Annotated in this window: 14 protein-coding genes; 13 read left to right on the plus strand and 1 reads right to left on the minus strand. The window is 72.5% G+C overall.

Going from position 1 to position 17122, the window contains the following annotated elements; translation table 11 throughout:
- The 3 genes from C8E83_RS04550 to C8E83_RS04560 all read left to right on the plus strand — a co-directional run bounded on the left by C8E83_RS04550 (window position 1) and on the right by C8E83_RS04560 (window position 5006).
- Window positions 1-2259, plus strand: coding sequence for a transglutaminase TgpA family protein (locus C8E83_RS04550; protein ID WP_170159844.1), 2259 nt, complete (start codon window positions 1-3; stop codon window positions 2257-2259).
- Between the two features lie 14 nt (window positions 2260-2273).
- The gene (locus tag C8E83_RS04555) at window positions 2274-4388 is read left to right on the plus strand and encodes a zinc-ribbon domain-containing protein (RefSeq protein WP_147430083.1); all 2115 of its coding nucleotides are present in this window, start codon (window positions 2274-2276) and stop codon (window positions 4386-4388) included.
- Between the two features lie 93 nt (window positions 4389-4481).
- Entirely contained in the window at window positions 4482-5006 is a 525-nt protein-coding gene (locus tag C8E83_RS04560) for a hypothetical protein (RefSeq protein WP_121368641.1), read from the plus strand.
- A 38-nt stretch (window positions 5007-5044) separates the two neighbouring features.
- Here C8E83_RS04560 and C8E83_RS04565 read toward each other — a convergent pair whose 3' ends face one another.
- Entirely contained in the window at window positions 5045-6091 is a 1047-nt protein-coding gene (locus C8E83_RS04565) for an asparaginase (protein WP_121368642.1), read from the minus strand.
- Between the two features lie 44 nt (window positions 6092-6135).
- On the opposite strand from C8E83_RS04565, the gene C8E83_RS04570 reads away from it, so the two are divergent.
- The 10 genes from C8E83_RS04570 to C8E83_RS04615 all read left to right on the plus strand — a co-directional run bounded on the left by C8E83_RS04570 (window position 6136) and on the right by C8E83_RS04615 (window position 17112).
- Window positions 6136-6615, plus strand: coding sequence for an OsmC family protein (locus tag C8E83_RS04570; protein ID WP_121368643.1), 480 nt, complete (start codon window positions 6136-6138; stop codon window positions 6613-6615).
- 32 nt (window positions 6616-6647) lie between these two features.
- Window positions 6648-7616, plus strand: a complete 969-nt coding sequence (locus tag C8E83_RS04575) for an FKBP-type peptidyl-prolyl cis-trans isomerase (RefSeq protein WP_147430084.1) — start codon at window positions 6648-6650, stop codon at window positions 7614-7616.
- Between the two features lie 133 nt (window positions 7617-7749).
- Window positions 7750-8829: a 1-deoxy-D-xylulose-5-phosphate reductoisomerase gene (locus C8E83_RS04580; RefSeq protein WP_121368645.1), complete on the plus strand. Its 1080-nt coding sequence runs from the start codon at window positions 7750-7752 to the stop codon at window positions 8827-8829.
- Between the two features lie 160 nt (window positions 8830-8989).
- Complete coding sequence (gene pnuC, locus C8E83_RS04585) at window positions 8990-9640, plus strand: nicotinamide riboside transporter PnuC (RefSeq protein ID WP_121368646.1); 651 nt, start codon at window positions 8990-8992, stop codon at window positions 9638-9640.
- Window positions 9633-10799, plus strand: coding sequence for an AAA family ATPase (locus tag C8E83_RS04590; RefSeq protein WP_121368647.1), 1167 nt, complete (start codon window positions 9633-9635; stop codon window positions 10797-10799). Before pnuC ends, C8E83_RS04590 begins: the two co-directional genes overlap by 8 nt.
- A gap of 10 nt (window positions 10800-10809) precedes the next feature.
- Window positions 10810-12384 (plus strand): AAA family ATPase, encoded by a 1575-nt coding sequence (locus C8E83_RS04595; RefSeq protein ID WP_245981415.1) that lies wholly within the window; start codon window positions 10810-10812, stop codon window positions 12382-12384.
- Window position 12385: 1 nt separating this feature from the next.
- On the plus strand, window positions 12386-13066 hold the full coding sequence (locus C8E83_RS04600; protein ID WP_121368648.1) for a hypothetical protein: 681 nt from the start codon (window positions 12386-12388) through the stop codon (window positions 13064-13066).
- On the plus strand, window positions 13063-14961 hold the full coding sequence (locus C8E83_RS04605) for a VWA domain-containing protein (protein ID WP_211331661.1): 1899 nt from the start codon (window positions 13063-13065) through the stop codon (window positions 14959-14961). The genes C8E83_RS04600 and C8E83_RS04605 overlap by 4 nt, the downstream gene beginning before the upstream one ends.
- Entirely contained in the window at window positions 14954-15676 is a 723-nt protein-coding gene (locus C8E83_RS04610) for a phosphohydrolase (RefSeq protein ID WP_245981416.1), read from the plus strand. The genes C8E83_RS04605 and C8E83_RS04610 overlap by 8 nt, the downstream gene beginning before the upstream one ends.
- 5 nt (window positions 15677-15681) lie before the next feature.
- Complete coding sequence (locus C8E83_RS04615; RefSeq protein WP_121371736.1) at window positions 15682-17112, plus strand: phenylacetate--CoA ligase family protein; 1431 nt, start codon at window positions 15682-15684, stop codon at window positions 17110-17112.
- Window positions 17113-17122: the final 10 nt, after the last annotated feature.

A 17122-nucleotide genomic window follows, 5' to 3' on the forward strand; every position in this document is an offset into this window, starting at 1 on the left:
ATGGCGATCGCGTGCGTGACGCTCTGGCCGGTGTACGTCAGCGTCGACTTCGTCGTGCTCGTCGTCGTCAGCCTGGTGGTGGGCGCGGCCATCGCTCTCGCGGGGACGTTCCTGCGGCTGTCGAGCTTCTGGCTCCTGCTGGCCACCGTCGTCGCCTTCGGGCTGTTCGGCGTCGCGGTCGCCGTACCGAGTCAGGCCCAGTACGGCGTGCTGCCCACGGTCGACGGGCTCCGGGAGCTCGTGCAGGGCGTCGCGCTCAGCTGGAAGCAGCTCGTCACGATCACGCTCCCGGTCGGCAGCTACCAGGCGCTCCTCGTGCCGGCGTTCGTGCTCGTCCTCCCGGGCACGGTGATCGGCCTCTCGACGGCCCTCCGGTCGTCGCGCGCCGAGCTCGCGCTGGTGCCGCCGGTCGTCGTCTTCGTGGCGGGGATCATCCTGGGGTCGAGTCAGGCGCTCCTGCCCATCGTCACCGGTCTCGCCCTGCTGGCGGCGTCGGTGCTCTGGCTCGTCTGGTGGCGCCTTCGCCGCCGACGGCTCGCCATCGACCGCCTGACCCGGTCAACACTGCGTGCGACGGGTGCGAGCGCAAACCCCCACCGCTCCGGCAATCGCGCCGTCGCGCGTCGCGCCCTCGGCGGCACGCTCGCGACCCTCGCCATCGCGTCGCTCGTCGCGATCGCCGCCGCCACGGTCCTCGGCCCGGCGGGCGCCCGATGGGTGGCCCGCGACGCCGTGGTGAAGCCCTTCGACCCGCGCGACTACGTGAGCCCGCTCAGCGGGTTCCGGGCGTATGAGCAGAAGCCGAGGGTCGACTCGCCGCAGTTGACCGTGACCGGTCTGTCCTCCGGAGACTTCGTCCGGATCGCCACTCTCGACACGTACGACGGCGTCGACTACTCGGTCGGGTCCGCTCGCGCCTCCGGAGACTCGGGCACGTTCACCCGCGTCCCGACGTCGTTCGACCAGTCCAAGGTGCGCGGCAGCCAGGCGTCGATCCAGGTCACGGTCGACGGGTACGACGGCGTGTGGCTGCCCACCGTCGGCAAGCTCGAGACGATCGACTTCGCGGGCGGCAACGCCGCGAACCTCCGCGACGCGTTCTTCTACAACGACACCACCGGCACGGCGGCCGTCGTCGGCGGCGTCTCGAAGGGCGTGTCGTACTCGCTGACGTCGGTCGTCCCGCGACAGCCGTCGAAGGCCCAGCTCGAAGCGCTGACCCCAGGATCCGAGACCGTCCCGACGCCGACCGGTGTGCCCGCGACTCTGAAGTCCGCCCTCGCGGACTACGTCAACGGCGTCACCGGCCAGGGCGCCCGCCTGCAGGCGGCGCTCGACGGTCTGAAGAAGAACGGCTACGTCAGCCACGGAGTGTCGAAGAACGAGCCGGTCAGCCGCTCCGGCCACGGCGAGGAACGCCTCAGCCAGCTCTTCACCGACCCTCTGATGATCGGCGACGCCGAGCAGTACTCCGCATCCGCCGCACTCATGGCCGACCAGCTCGGATTCCCCGCGCGCGTCGTCCTCGGGTTCCAGGCGAAGCGCGGCGCCGACGGCTCGCCGGAATCCTTCGTCGGCTCCGACATCACGGCCGTGATCGAGGTCGACACGGCGCAGTACGGCTGGGTGACGCTGGATCCGAATCCCACGCCGCGGAAGATCCCCGACACGACGAAGACCGATCCCAACAAAGTCTCGCAGCCGCAGTCGGTGGTGCAGCCGCCGCCGCAGGAGGCCGATCCGCCGAACGACCAGACGCAGCCCCAGTCCAAGCAGGACACCCCGGCTCTTCCGCCGGCATGGATCGCGATCGTGCTGACGATCGTGAAGATCGGCGGCTGGGTCCTGCTGGTCGCCGGGATCATCATGGCCCCGTTCCTCGCGATCGTCGGGGTCAAGGCGTCGCGTCGCCGTCGGCGTCGACGGGCACGGGACCCCTCGCGGCGAATCACCGGCGGCTGGCAGGAGTTCCAGGATTCGGTGCTCGACCACGGCGTGACGCCGCCGCCGTCCGCCACCCGGACCGAAGTCGCCGGCGCCGTCGGCGGCAGCCGACCCGCCGTGCTGGCGCGCGTCGTCGACCGATCGGTGTTCGCGCCCGAGACCGTCGACGAGGGCGACGCCGACCGCGTGTGGAAGGCCGTCGGCGAGATGCGCACGCAGCTCGACTCGGGCCTCACCCGCTGGCAGCGCTTCGTCGCCGCCGTCTCGACCCGATCGTTGCGCGGCTACCATGGCCGCAAGGCCTCCAACCGTTAGGCAGTCTTCCGTTTATGCGTTGTCCCACCTGTTCGAGCCCTCTGCCCGACGGAGCCATGTTCTGCGGCCAGTGCGGCCGGGCCATCACCGCTGCCGACGTCGCGGCCTATGCCGCGCGCCAGAAAGAGCAGGGCGCACCCTCGCTCGCGCCCGGCGAGATCCCGGCGTGGGAGCTCCGCGAGCCGCCGGCGGCTGTCGTGCCGCCGGGCACGCCGTGGTGGCTGGGCGATCGGGTGAGCGAGCCGGATTCCGGCGACGCACCCGAGCGGACTGAGGATGACGTCGAGGCGGGTTCGCCCGAGCGCGCTGAGCGTGCGGCCGCCGCAGAGCCCGTAGCTGCGGGCGAGACATCCGTGGTGGGCGGATCCGCGGAGATCGAATCGACCGAGGCGTCCGAACCGAGTTCGTCGTCTGAACCGGCTGCGACATCCGAGCCGGACGAGGCTTCGAGACCTGATGAGGCGTCCGGACCGGACGACGCGTCCGAGCCGGACGGGACGTCGAGACCGGCTCAGGCGTCCGAAGCGGCTGAGGCGACGGAGGGCGCCGGGGAGGCGGTGCCTGCCGAGGGCGGTCTGCGCGACGGGCTTCCTGATCCTGCGCCAGCCCCGCTGCGCCAGCCCGGGCCCGTGCTGCCCGGCAGCCCGCTGCCGTCGAGCGCGCCGTCCGCCCCGACGCGTGCATCGGGCCGCCCGGTGTCGGCTCCCCTGTGGACCGCATCCCTGACCCCGATCTCGCCCGAGCAGGCGGCGGCCGACGCAGCGGCGCGGGAAGCCGCCGGCGAGTCGACGGGCGAGGGGAGCCGTGCCGACGACGAGTCCGTTGCGGGGCGGAGCACGAGCGAGTCCGAGTCGTCGACGGCGCGACCGGCCGAGAGCGCGGGCCCTCAGGGCACGCCGGCGTCCGGCTCCGTCGACCCCGACGAACCCCGCCCGGGCGACACGAACGTGATCCAGCCGCTCGTCACGCCGGCCCGACCGGGCTCGGACGGTCGGCTGCGCTGCACCGTCTGCGGTGCGGCCCTCAGCGACGACGACATCTTCTGCGGCGAGTGCGGCACCGTGGTGCAGGCGGTCGCGCAGTCGTTCACCGGCCCCATCACGCCGATCCTCACGCACCCGGTCGCGTCGGATGCCGCCGCGGAGCCCGAACCCGCTGCGGACGAACCACCGCTGGCCGAACGGCGAGCCCTCGAGCAGTCCGAGGCCGACGAGCACCTGAGCGACGGCGACGCTGACGGTGACCGAGGCGACACCTCGCTCGGGGACCACCAGGCGCGGAACCCGGAGACCCGGACCGACACGGGCGGCGCGGCCGAGGCCCCCGCACCTCGGCCCGCACCCCTCGCCCCGACGCCCCTGCCGCCGTCGGGGAGCGTGCCGCCGCCGTTCGTGCCGGACCCCGAGCCGGCTCCCAAGCAGCGCCGCCGCTTCTTCGGCCGACGTGCTGAGAAGGAGGCGCCGAAGCTGTGGGGCGACGCAGCAGTCGCCGACACGTCGTCACCGGTACCGCCCGCGCCTCCCGCCCCGCCGGTCGAGACGCAGCCCCTGGACGAAGTCGCGCAACCCGCTCCGCCTCCGGTGAGCGCACGGTCGGTGCCGGCCGTGCCCGAGACGGTCGAGGACTCGCCTGCTCCTGCGCCCCTCAAAGCCACGCCGGTCGACGACGCGCCCGAATCCGGCCCCGCGGTCATGGCCCCCGTGCCACCCGCTCCCGAGTCGCCGAGACCCGCTGCTCCGTGGGCGGTCGGTTCGCCGATCGACGACATCGAGCAGACCCGGATCGTCGCGCGACGCCCCCTCGGCGAGCCGTACACGCTGCAGTTCTCGACCGGCGAGAGCTTCACGGTGCAGGGCACCGGCCTCGTCGGGCGCGCGCCGACGCCGCAGCCGGGCGACATGATCGATCTTCTCGTGCGGATCATCGACCCCGGCAAGTCCGTCTCGAAGACGCACCTCGAGTTCGGCCAGGACGACGGCCAGCTGTGGATCTCCGACCGCTGGTCGGGCAACGGCACCGTGCTCAGGCCACCGGCCGCGCCGGCGAAGCGCTGCGAGCCCGGCAAGCGCGTACGCGTTCCGCGCGGTTCGCGCATCGACATCGGCGAGCAGTTCTTCACCGTCAGCTGAAACCGGCCGGGGTCGGCCTGTGGACAACCGCGGGTTGTCCACAGATCGGCTCAGGGCGCAGGAGCCGAGGCCGCCATCGGCTTCGATCGACGCATGATCACTTTCGTCGAAGCACGTCGTTCCCGCTCACGCAGCTCCCTCCGCGCCGCCCTCGCCGGCGCGTCGCACGCGAGGCAGCAACGCTTGCGAGCCGCTCTCGACGAGCTCGTCTGCACGCCCTGCCGAGAGCCCACGACCCCCGGGCGTGAGCTCCTCGTCCTCGGGCGGGGCGGAGTCGTCGTGCGTGACGGCGACGAGGCGGTGAGCGTCAGCGACGCGCCTCTCATCGTGGAGGCTCGTCACGGCGTGGTCGTGCGGGGCCCGAGGCTGCTGGCCGAGGCGATGGCGCGTGCCTACCGTGAGCAGCTGGACGCCCGGTACGGGCTTCGAGATCGGCCGGCCGTGAGGTTCGAGAGCGTCCTCAGGCGAGGCGCGGCCTTCGGCGTGGACGCGAGTGGGGCGGGCGTGCGCGACGATCCGCTCCAGGCGGAGGTGTGGGTCGGCCCCGACGGCTCGGTTTGCGCGCGGGTGGCGACCGAGTCGCGCGGGCGCTGGGTGGGCATGGACCCGGTCCTGTGACTCTCGGGCGCGTCCGGAACGCGCTGGCGGGTGCGGTCTCAGCGACCGCCGAAGGCTGCTCCCAGGCGGATCGAACCGACGACCTCGCCTCCGCCGAGCACTCGTTCGAGGGTGTGGTCGACGACCCGCTGAGCGGCGTCGGCGTCGACGGCCCCGAGGTCGGTCAGCAGCCGGAGCGCGACGAGGGTGCCCGCGCGCAGGTTGCCGTCGAGCATCTTGAGCGCCACGGCCGTGCCGCCCGTCGTCCCGATGACCAGGACTCCCTCCGCGCCGAGCTTCGCGACGACGCCGAGCTCCTCGATCGTCACCGTGTTCGCGCGACCCGTGCCGTCGAGAGCCCAGGCGTCGGCGAGCACGGAACGGGTGAGGTGCGCCGCCGCCGACGACGGGTCGGCGGTCGCGGCCCCCGTGACCCGCGCGATGCCCGTCGCGAGGCCGCGGAGGGTCAGGGCGTAGACCGGGGCTCCGCAGCCGTCCACGCCCGCGTGATCCGGTCGCTCGCCGGCGAACTCCTCGATCGTGTCGCGGATCGCCGACTGCAGCGGGTGGTCGAGGGCGTCGTAGGTCTTCTTGTTCCAGCCGTTCCGCTCGCAGGCGAGCAGGAAGGCCGCGTGCTTGCCGCTGCAGTTCATGAACAGGCGCGTCTTCTCAGTCGCCGTACGCGCGGTCGCCCTGTCATAGGGCCAGTCGGGTGGGCAGAGCAGGTCTTCCGGGCCCGAGTTCGACCGGGCGAGCATGTCGCGGACCACCTGCTGGTGCGCCGGCGTGCCCGCATGACTCGCCATGGCCAGGACGGCCTGGGCCCCCTCGAGGTCGACTCCGGCCCTGAGCACCGCGAGTGCCTGCAGAGGCTTGAGGCAGGAGCGCGGATAGATCGTCGCCTCCGCGTCTCCCAGGGCGTCCAGCACGTCGCCCTGCGCGTTCACGACGACCGCGGCGCCGAGGTGGCGGCTCTCGGCGAGACCCGAGCGTTCGACGACGGCCAGCTCGACGGACCCGTCGGCGTCGAGGGGATGACGCGGTCGAGCTGCTGCGTTCGCGCTGGGAGTCGTGGGCGAGGAGGGGGCGTGGTGCAGGTCGTCCATGCTGGGGAGTGTAACGATGGGGTGTCGAGAGGAAGCCCTGATCAATGTTCGACCACCACTACGCCCTGCGCACCACCTGGACCGGAGACCGCGGCGTCGGCACGACCGACTACGACTCCTACGGGCGTGACCACGTGCTCACCGTCGACGGCAAGCACGAGATCCAGGGCTCCGCCGACAGGCCGTTCCGCGGCACGCTCGACCGGTGGAACCCGGAGGAGATGCTCCTCGGGGCGCTGTCGCAGTGCCACCTGCTGAGCTACCTCTGGCTGTGCTCGACGAACGGCGTCGTGGTGACGGCGTATGTCGACGACGCGATCGGCACCATGGTGCAGACGAAGGACGGCGGCGGGCACTTCACCGAGGTGACCCTGCGGCCACGCGTCACGGTCGCCGAGGCGAGCATGGTCGAGAAGGCTCAGGAGCTGCACCACCTCGCCTCCGAGAAGTGCTACATCGCCTCGTCGGTGAACTTCCCGGTGAAGCACGAGCCGACGGTCGCGGCTGCGGCGGACGCCGCGTGATTCGGCGTCGACTCCTCGGTCCGCTCGCCGTCATGCCCCTGGTGGCGCTGGCACTGGTCGGCTGCACCGGCGGCGGGGGAGGGACGAGCGCGACCGGCGGCGCGTCGACGCCGGCCGCGACCGGCGAGGCGCAGGGCTCCTGCACCGGGGCTCCGGCCAGCGGCACGGCCGCGACGTCCGTGAAGGTGCAGGGCACGCTGGGGACGGCGCCTGTGGTGAGCTTCGACAAGGGGCTCTCCGTCACGAAGACCGAGCGAACCACGGCGATCGAGGGCACGGGCGTCAAGGCGACGACGGGCACCCTCCTCGACGTCGCCTTCACGATCTACGACGCGACCTCCGGCAAGAAGATCTCGACGGCCGGCTACAGGGGCATGCCCTCGACGCAGTTCACGGTGAGCAAGAACCTCTACCTGCCGGGGCTCGTCGACGCCATGCAGTGCGCTCGCGTCGGGTCGCGCACCGTCACGGTCGCCGACGCCTCCGACATGTTCGGCTCGAACGGCTCGGAGTCGTTCGGTGTGTCTTCCGGCGACGACATCGTCATCGTCCTCGACCTCCTCGACACCGTGCCGTTGCGGGCCACGGGCACGCCGCAGACGCCGAAGGCGGGCTTCCCACGGGTGTCGCTGAGGTCGACCGGTCAGCCCAAGGTCACGATCCCGGCGTCCAAGGCGCCGTCGTCGTTCGAGCTCGAGGTGCTGAAGAAGGGCTCGGGCGAGAAGGTGTCGAGCACGGGGTCCGTGACGGTCCAGTACCAGGGCACCCTCTGGCGGACCGGCAAGGTCTTCGACCAGAGCTGGGGCTCCGGGCCGACGACGTTCTCGCTCGATCAGGTCGTCCCCGGGTTCAAGAAGGCGTTGGCCGGGCAGACGGTCGGCTCGCAGGTGGTGGCGATCCTGCCGCCCGCGGACGGCTACGGGACGGCCGGCAACGACACCGCGGGAATCAAGGGCACCGACACCCTGGTGTTCGTCATCGACATTCTGGCAACTTCATAGCCGCGCGAGCACACGCGTCACATCGTGCCGACTCCGTCGGGACGATGCGCCGTGTGCGATCGCGCGGGTGCTGAAGGCGGCCTCGTGAGCTGCCGGGCGTGCGGCGAGACCGCGCGCGTCTAGGCTCGATCCCATGCGTCGCATCATCGTCCTCGGCTCGACCGGCTCCATCGGCGTTCAGGCGCTCGACGTCATCGCCCGCAACCCGCACCTGTTCGAGGTCGTCGGGCTGTCCGCCGGCACGAACCGCGAGAAGCTCGCCGAGCAGGCGGCGGAGTTCGGCGTCGAGCACACGGCGCTGGGAGCCGACGAGTCCGTCAGTCTCGTCGAGACCGTCGCCGCGGACGTCGTGCTCAACGGCATCACCGGCTCGGTCGGCCTCGGCCCCACTCTCGCCGCCCTGCGCTCGGGCGCGACCCTGGCCCTCGCCAACAAGGAGAGCCTCATCGTCGGCGGCGACCTCGTGAAGGGCCTCGCGGCGCCCGGCCAGATCGTCCCGGTCGACTCCGAGCACTCCGCGCTGGCCCAAGCCCTGCGCTCGGGCACCCACGACGAGGTGCGCCGGCTCGTCCTCACGGCGTCGGGCGGCCCGTTCCGGGGTCGGACGCGCGAGAGCCTCCGTGACGTCAGCCCGAAGGCGGCCCTGGCGCATCCGACGTGGGACATGGGCCTCGTCGTCACGACCAACTCCGCCACGCTCGTCAACAAGGGTCTCGAGATCATCGAGGCGCACCTGCTCTTCGACATCGACTACGACCGGATCGACGTGGCCGTGCACCCGCAGTCGATCGTCCACTCGATGGTCGAGTTCACCGACGGGTCGACGCTCGCACAGGCCTCGCCGCCCGACATGCGGCTGCCGATCTCGCTGGGGCTCTCCTGGCCGGATCGCGTCCCCGGCGTCGGCGTCCCCCTCGACTGGACCACGGTCCAGACCTGGACCTTCGAACCCCTCGACGACTCGGCGTTCCCCGCGGTGGGCCTCGCGAAGGAGGTCGGGCGCGCTGGATCGACCTACCCCGCCGTGTTCAACGCGGCGAACGAGCAGGCGGTCCACGCGTTCCACGAGGGCCGCATCGGCTACCTCGATATCGTCGACACCGTCAAGGCGGTCGTCGACGCGCACGAGCCCGCCTCGGCCGACCTCGAGGGCGTTCTCGACGCCGAGCGCTGGGCGCGCACCCAGGCGGATCGGATCCTGAGCCGCGCGTAGCCGCCCACGCCACGCCGCGCCACGGCCCGTCGCGCCACGCCGCGCCACGGCCCGTCGCGCCACGCCGCGCCACGGCTCGCCGGGCCCGCCCACGCCCTGCCACGCCACACCCCGCCCCGGCCACGCGACGGGCAGACAGGGCGTTCCCTAAGCTGATGGCATGCTCACCTGGCTCGCCGCGAACTGGACCGAGGTGCTGGGGTTCGTCACGGGTGCTGCGTGCGTGCTGCTGGCGGCCCGGCGTCACATCGCGAACTTCCCCATCGGCATCGCGAACAACCTGGTGTTCATCTGGCTGTTCGTCGGCGCCGCGCTCTACGCCGACGCGGGTCTGCAGGTCGTGTACCTGGCGCTTGGCGTCGCGGGCTGGATCGACTGGGCCCGGCACCGCGACACCGCCGACGGCCTCGCGCTCGGCAGCACGCCCCGCCGCGCGATCGTCCCGCTCGCGCTGGCCACGATCGCCATGGCGGCCGCCCTCGTCTGGATCCTCACCGCCTTCACGAACTCCACGACGCAGATCGCCGACGCGACCACGACCGCGGTCAGCCTCACGGCCCAGTACATGCTGAACCGCCGCTGGATCGAGAACTGGTTCGTCTGGATCGCCGTCGACGTCGCCTACGTCGGCCTCTACCTCGTCAAGGGCCTGTGGATCACCGGCGGCCTCTACCTGCTCTTCATCGCGATGTGCGCGGCCGGCTACCGCGGCTGGGTGCACGCCCGGCGTCGGCAGCAGGGCGCAGGATCGGGAACCCCGCCGACCGAAGCTGCTCACCCCGCGACCGTCCCCACCTCCCTCCGTGGCTGACGCCCTCGCGACCGGCCGGGCGAAGCGCTTCGCGCGGGGGCTCGTCCTCGGCAAGTTCTACCCGCTGCACGCCGGTCACTCGAACCTGATCCGGGCGGGACTCGTGGCGTGCGAGGAGCTCGTGGTGGAGGTGCTCGGCTCGAGCGTGGAGTCGATCCCGCTGGAGACGCGGGTGGCGTGGCTGCGTGAGGAGCATCCGACGGCGACGGTGGTGTCCGCGATGGACGACGCGCCGATCGACTATGGCGATCCTGCGGTCTGGGAACTCCACATGCGGGTGATCGAGAGCCTGCTGCCGGGGCCGGTCGACGCGGTCTTCTCGAGCGACTCGTACGGCGAGGAGCTGGCGGACAGGCTGGGCGCCGAATGGGTGTGCGTCGACCCCGACCGGACCGCGACGCCGATCTCGGGGACGGCCGTGCGCGACGATCCCGCCGCGAGCTGGTGGGCTCTCGCTCCGTGCGTGCGCGCGACCCTCGCGCCCCGGGTGGTGGTGCTCGGCGCCGAGTCGACGGGCAGCACGACTCTGGCCGAGGCCCTGGCCGAGCGCCTCGAGACGCTGTGGGTGCCCGAGTACGGCCGCGAGCACACGATCGTCCGCGAGGGAGGGCTCGAGACGCCGTGGCGCAGCGACGAGTTCGATCTCATCGTCGATCGGCAGATCGGGCTGGAGGACGCGGCGCTCCGGCGGGTTCCGCGTCCGCTGCTGCTCTGCGACACCGACGTCCTGGCCACCGCCCTCTGGCACGAGCGCTATGTGGGGAGCCCCGCACCTGCCGTCCTCGCCCGGGCGAGTGCCCATGCTCCTGCACTCTATGTGCTCACCGGTGACGACATCCCGTTCGTGCAGGACGGCTACCGCGACGGCGAGCACATCCGGCACGCCATGCAGCAGCGGTTTCGCGACGAGCTCGCGGCGCGCGAGGTCCCGTGGCTCGAGGTCACGGGCACGGTCGCGGAGCGCGTCGAGCAGGCCCTGCCCGCGATCGCTGAGACCGTGCGTCGCGCGCTGACGTACGCCGTGCCGCTCACCGATCCGTCCGTCACCGGGGCGGGGCGGGAGTCGTCCGGGGCGGGGCGGGAGTCGACCGGGGCGGGGCGGGAGTCGACCGGGGCGAGGCAGGCCGCGTCGGCGACCGGCACCGGCCCGTCTCGCTAGGGTGGTCGGCATGGCCCTGGGGGATCGCTGGAACCGTCTGTCGCAGTCGCCGACGAGGTCGTCCGCGCCACCGCCGCCCGGCGGTTTGCGCGCGGAGGACCTCTTCGCGAAGCCGCAGGCCGAGGCGGCGCCGCTCGACGAGAAGCTCCGCCGCGCGTACTTCTGGCTCGTGAACCAGGCGGTCATCTCGCCCTTCTACGACATCGAGTTCTCGCGCGGCCAGCCGGTGCGCTTCGAGCTCGGCGATGCCGGCGCCGAACTCCACCTCCCGACCGACCAGTCGTACTCGTCGAACGTGCTGATCCCTCTGCTCACCATGGCGGTGGGCGGCAAGTGCCTGCTCGTCGGCGGCCCGGGCCGGGGCAAGACCACGCTTGCGATCCTCATGGGCGTGCTCACCGGGTCCACCCCCGCCGACGTTCGCCGCAGCGTGCAGCAGGGTCAGCCCCAGCTCACCATCTCGGATCTCGTGGGCATGCCCCTGCCGCGCGACCTCGTGCAGGCGGGCAGTCTCGCCGAGATCTCCATCGCCTGGCGAGACTGGCTGAAACGACCCGTCAAGATCGTCGACGAGTACAACCGGATCCCGACCAAGACGCAGTCGGCGCTCCTCACGATGGTGGCTGAAGGCTACGTCGAGAGTCACGACCAGATGCTCACGACGAGTCCGCCGTCGGGCGTCGAGAGCTGGTTCTTCACGGCCAACGACGACGCCGGCGGCGGCACGTTCCCCGTGATCCAGGCCCTGCGTGACCGCATGGACGTCACCGTCGCGGCGATGGGCTTCAACAGCCGATTCTTCGACGAGCTCGTGACCCGCATCGAGGCCGGCGAGAAGCCGGAGGAGCACGTGCCCGCCGAGCTGATCCTGACGCCCGACGAGCAGCGCGACCTGGAGGCCGCGATCCGCGCCGTTCCGGTGCCGCCGATCGTGAGGCGCCACATCGAGTTCTTCGCGTCGCACTTCGAGTTCGTGCAGCACGGCGGCCGACGATTCGAGTACCGCACCAAAGACACGGTATCGACCTCCGGCGGCCAGGTCGGCGAGGTCATCGACAGCAACTCCGGCGCCGACCTCCAGGTCGACCTCGGCGCCCAGACCCTGAACAGCCTGTCGGTGAGGTCGCTGCAGACCCTCATCACCTACGCCAAGGCGATCGCGTTCTTCCGCGGCCAGCCGGCCGTCGGCCTCGACGACGTGGCGGCGGTGCTCCCGTTCGCGCTTCGCGGCAAGCTGCTCCCGAACCCCACGCACCCCCGCTTCGACCAGGGCGACGACGTCGAGCTGGCGCACGACCAGGTGTCGTGGCTCGCCGACCTCTTCGCACAGTCGCGGCAGCTGTTCGGGCATCTCCTGCTCGAGAAGCGCGACCCCGTCGGCGACCTGCTCGCCCAGCTCGGCCAGGGCCTCGACGGCGTCTCGAGCGTGGAGGCGTCACGCCGGATCACGTCGATCGAGTCGCAGATCGCGGCCGTCGCGAAGCAGGGCAAGCTCTACGGTCGCCACTACGACGACCTGCTCACCCTCAAGTACCTCCACCAGCGATACACGAACTACCTGCTGTGGCTCGACGGCGGGCGCTGACATGACGCGCCGACCCGGTCACGCGGTGAACGAGGGGATCATCGTCGATCCCGGCTCCGAGCCGCCTGTCGTGAGCGAGTACGACGTCGCGCAGTCGGTCGAGAACGTCGCGGCCTGGGGCGGCGACCCCGCGCTCTACCTGCACTTCCTGGGCGCCGCGGTCCGCACCGATCCCGGTGGCGACTTCCTCGCCCTGTCGTCGCTCGCCGCCTGGCGCTCGGGCGTCATCGACCTGGCGCAGGATGCACGCGGTCGCCTCGCCGACGCCGGCCTCGGCCCCGAGGTGGCCGGCGCCGCCCTCGGCCTGCCCGCCGACCGCGTCGGCGAGTTCGCCCGCGCCCAGGAGCGCGACCCCTTCGCCTGGCCGCCGACCGACGATGGCGCAGGCCTGCGGGTCGTCGGCAGCGTCGGAGGCTTCCGCGGCCTGTGGGGCCCGTGGACCGCTCCGCCGCGCGAGACCGTCACAGTGGCGCCCGGCGTGTTCCGCCTCATGAGCGGCGACGAGTCCTGGGAGGTCGTGGCCGACGTCTTCGGCGCCAGGCTGCGGCGCGCGGACGACGCCTCGCAACCGGGCGGCACGGCCACTGCCACCGGCTCCGGCTCCGGCACCGACACCGACACCGTGCGACTCGTCACGTCGCCGACCTCCTACCTCGCCTATCTGATGCGGGGCGCCGCATGAACGCGCTCCCGCTCACGCCCGAGCAGCGCGCCGCCTGGCAGTCCGCCCAGGCGCTCTGGGGCGTCTCCCTTCACGACCCGCTCGCCCGGCCCGACGCGCACGAGGGGTCGTTCGCCTGGTTCTCGTTCCCGCCGCAGGTCTGGTTCGACCTCCGGCATCCGGCGGCGCACGGCATCGAAGGATGCCTCGAGTCGATCTTCGCCCACGAGATCGGCCACCACGTGCTCTCGCCGAGCACGAAGCAGGACTCCCTCAAGATCCGGCATCAGATGGCACGCGCGCTCGCCGCGACCGGCGTCGTCGACGAGACCGTCCCCGAGATCGCCGGCTGGTGCTCGAACGTGTGGTCGGACATGCTCATCAACGTCCGCGTCGCCGAGCTCCAGCGGCTGCGCGACGTCGATCGTGCGACGGACGCGGGCGGGCCCGTCGAGCCCGAGATGATCGCGATGTGGCGCATCCTGTCGCACGCCTCCTCGCAGGACCGCCTGTGGTGGGTCGTGCTGCGCGCCTACGAGATGCTGTGGTCGAGACCGGCCGGCACCCTCGCCGCGAGGCACGCGCCGGCGGCGCCCGAACCGGCGCACCACGGCTCGACCGGTGCGGCACCAGCGCGAGCAGAGCAGGCTGCCTCCGACGATCTCGCCCGGGCGTTCGCCGATCGCCGGGCCCTCGAGGCGGCCCTCGACGGACTCGCGCTCACCGATCCGGAACTCGACGCGCAGGCCCTCGCCGACACCGTCCGCACCTTCGGGGCCGATCCGGTCAGCGGCGCGCTGCGCTTCGGCATGATCGCGGCGGGGTACTTCGCCGAGCAGCAGAGGGCGTCGGGCATTCGCGATCCTGCGCCCTCCGGAGCCGGCTCCGTGTGCGGCGGTCAGCTCGGCCAGGGCCCGGCGTCGCCCGGCGATCTCGTCGCGGTGCTGGCCGACGCGCGCCTGCACGAGACGCCGGAGCACCCCGCCGCGGTCGGCCTCGATCAGGGCGCAGGAGCAGCCGGAACCTCGGCCGGCCAGGGCTACGGCGCCGCCGACACCCTGCGCCTCTACGCCGCCAGCGACCAGGCCGCGGTGCTCTCCGCCTGGTACCAGGCCGAGGCGAAGCCCTGGGTGAGGCCGCTCGTGCAGGCGTCGGTCGCCCCGGTCGCCGCGGACGACGCGATCCCGGGTGCGCTGGAGGAGTGGTCGCTTGGCGACGACCTCTCGGCGATCGACTGGGTCGAGACCCTCGGGCGCGGCACGACGGTGATCCCCGGCGTCACGACCCTGCGGCGGGACAGCGTGCCCGACGCCCCGCCGCCGCCGCGCGAGAGCGTGCACCTCGACCTGTACATCGACTCGTCCGGGTCCATGCCGTCGCCGTCGAGCGGCTCGCCGGCGGTGCTCGCCGGGACGATCCTGCTCCTGTCGGCGCTCCGGGGCGGAGGCCGTGTCCGCGTGACGTCGTTCAGCGGCGCCGGCCAGGTGGCGGGCATGGAGGGGTTCACCCGCGACCGGACCCTCGCGTTCGCGTACCTCACGACGTTCTTCGCCGGCGGCACGGTATTTCCCCTCGACCTGTACGCCTCCCGCTATCGCACGCCGCCGCACCTGGGGGAGCGCCGCCACGTCGTCGTGCTCTCGGACGACGGGCTGTCGTCGCTCTTCGGCGCCGGCCAGTCGGCGGGCACCGGGGTGGCGGCCGACGTGCGACGACGCCTCGACACCGCGACCCTGCTCGTGCAGGACCCCCGGCGCTCGGTCGAGGAGGAGGCACGCGACGCCGGCTACGACACCCTGTACGTCGACGACATGCGCGACGCCCCGAAGGCGTGCGTCGAGCTCGCGCGTCGGCTGCTCGCTCCGCCCGAGGTCACGGGCACAGCGGCCGGATCCAGGCGAGGTGCACGTGGCTGACTTCTTCTCCCGCTTCCGCCGGGGTTCGCAGGCGGCGACCGCCGAGACGGACGTGCTCGACCGCTGGATTCGGCGCGGAGACGACGAGGTCGCCGCCTGGGACTCCGCACGGCCCGGCCCTGCCGTCGATGACATCTCGGCGCGCATCTCGTCGGTGCCGAAGGTCTTCCTCGACGACGCCGTCGACCTGGTCGCCCTGGCCGGGGACGTCTTCGACGACCTCTACCGCCTGTCCACCGCGGGCGGACCGCCGGCCGAGCGCAGGAGCGGAGTCGGCGCCCAGCTCGTCGAGACCCTCGCCGACATCGCCTCGAGCGGCGTCCCCTCGGCTCGGCAGGCCGCCGCCATCGGCCTCTGGGTCTACGCGTCGACCGACGAGATAGGCCCGATCACGCCCCCGCTGTCGCCGTTCTGGGCCCCGCGCGTCATCGCCGCCCTCGCCTGGCGCCTGTCGTCCGTGGTGCCGCCGAGCGAGTGGGTGAGCGACGCCGAGCGCCGTGACGAGGCGGCCAGGGTCGTGCTGCTGTGGTCAGGCTGTCTGCCCGCCGGTGAAGACCTCGAGACGGCCCGGAGCCTCTTCGCCATGCGTGACTCGCTGCAGCGCAATCAGGCGATGGCGGCCGCCCTCGCCGAGCAGCGGCACCGCCTCGAGGTGAAGCGGAAGCTGGAGGAGGCCAGGGCCCGAGAGGCGGCCGCCCGGCCGAGCATGGAGTGACCGACATGGACGACCGGCGGCCCGACCCGGACGCACCCGACCGCCGGCCCGACCCGGACGTGCCCGACCCGCTCGCGCTCGACGAGTACCGCCCGCACTGGACGGCCGTCCTCACCGACGCCGAGCGCTGGCCCACGATGACGCCCGAGGCCGAAGGCCGACTCCGAGCCCTCCGCCACCACCCGCTCGCGCCGGCCTGGACCCACGCCACGGGCGACAGGCTCACGGCCGACGGCATCGTGCGCGCTCGAACTCCTCTGCCGCTCGACGGCTGGCTCGACGAGCACCTCGCCACGGCGCGGCGCTTACCGGCGTACCGCGGCTACGACGGGCCACTCGACGCTCTCGGCGACTTCCCGCTGCTGAGCCGCGCCGACCTCGTCGACGACGTCTCGGCGTTCGTCCCGCTCGACGCCGACTTCGACCTCATGATCCACGGCTCGAGCTCGGGCACGTCCGGCAGCGCGCTCCTGATCCCCGACCACGTCGAGGACGTCGCGCGCACCTTCCATCTCATCGTGTCGCTGGTTCGCGGCGCGGGCCGCGACTGGCGGCCCGACCCTCGGCGCATGGCGCTCGCTCAGCTCGTCCACCAGCGGCAGGCGTTCACCTACGCCTCCCTGCTGTCGAGCTTCGAGTTCGCCACGATGGCGCGGGTCAACCTCCACCCCTCGCAGTGGCGCGACACCGCGCAGCGCGACGGCTTCCTCCGGGCGCAGGATCCCCAGGTCCTCACGGGCAATCCGACCAGCCTGGGCGACCTGCTCGACCCGGCCCTCGTCGGAGCCCTGCACCCGCTGGCGATCGTCTCGGGCGCCATGCACCTCGAGCGGCCGCTCCGGGAGGCGCTGCACGACGCGTACGGGTGCCCCGTCATCGACGTCTACGGGCTTCACGAGACGCGGCCCATCGCCGCGAGCGTCGACGGCGGGCCGCTGTTCGTCCTCGACCGCAGGCTCGTCGTCGAGATCGTCTCACCCGCGGGCGACGTGCTGGGCGAGGGCGAGTTCGGCGAGATCGTGGTGACGGCGGGGGAGAACCCCCTGCTGCCGCTGGTCCGGTATCGCACGGGCGACTTCGGGCGGCTCCTGCGCGTCGACGGCCGACCGGCCCTGGCCGATCTCGAGGGCCGCGAGGCCACGGTCTTCCTCGCGGGCGACGGAGCCGCGGTGCCGTGCGTCGACCTCACCCAGCACCTGCAGACCGGGGGAGCCCTGGGCTGGTCGGTGGCGCAGGAGCTCTCGGGAGACGTGACGGCGACGATCGTCCGCGGCGACGCCGACCTCATCCGCCGGACCCTCTCGCTGCTCCTGAGACGCGACGTCACCGTCACTCGTGTCGACACGCCGGCGGGCCTGGGCGAGGGGAAGCCCCGGCGCTACCGTTCGGACGTGGACCCGGGCGTCCAGGGCGCGCACGGCCAGTTCATGGCCTGAGTCACGTACG

The organism is Frondihabitans australicus, assembly GCF_003634555.1.
GTDB classification, from domain to species: domain Bacteria; phylum Actinomycetota; class Actinomycetes; order Actinomycetales; family Microbacteriaceae; genus Frondihabitans; species Frondihabitans australicus.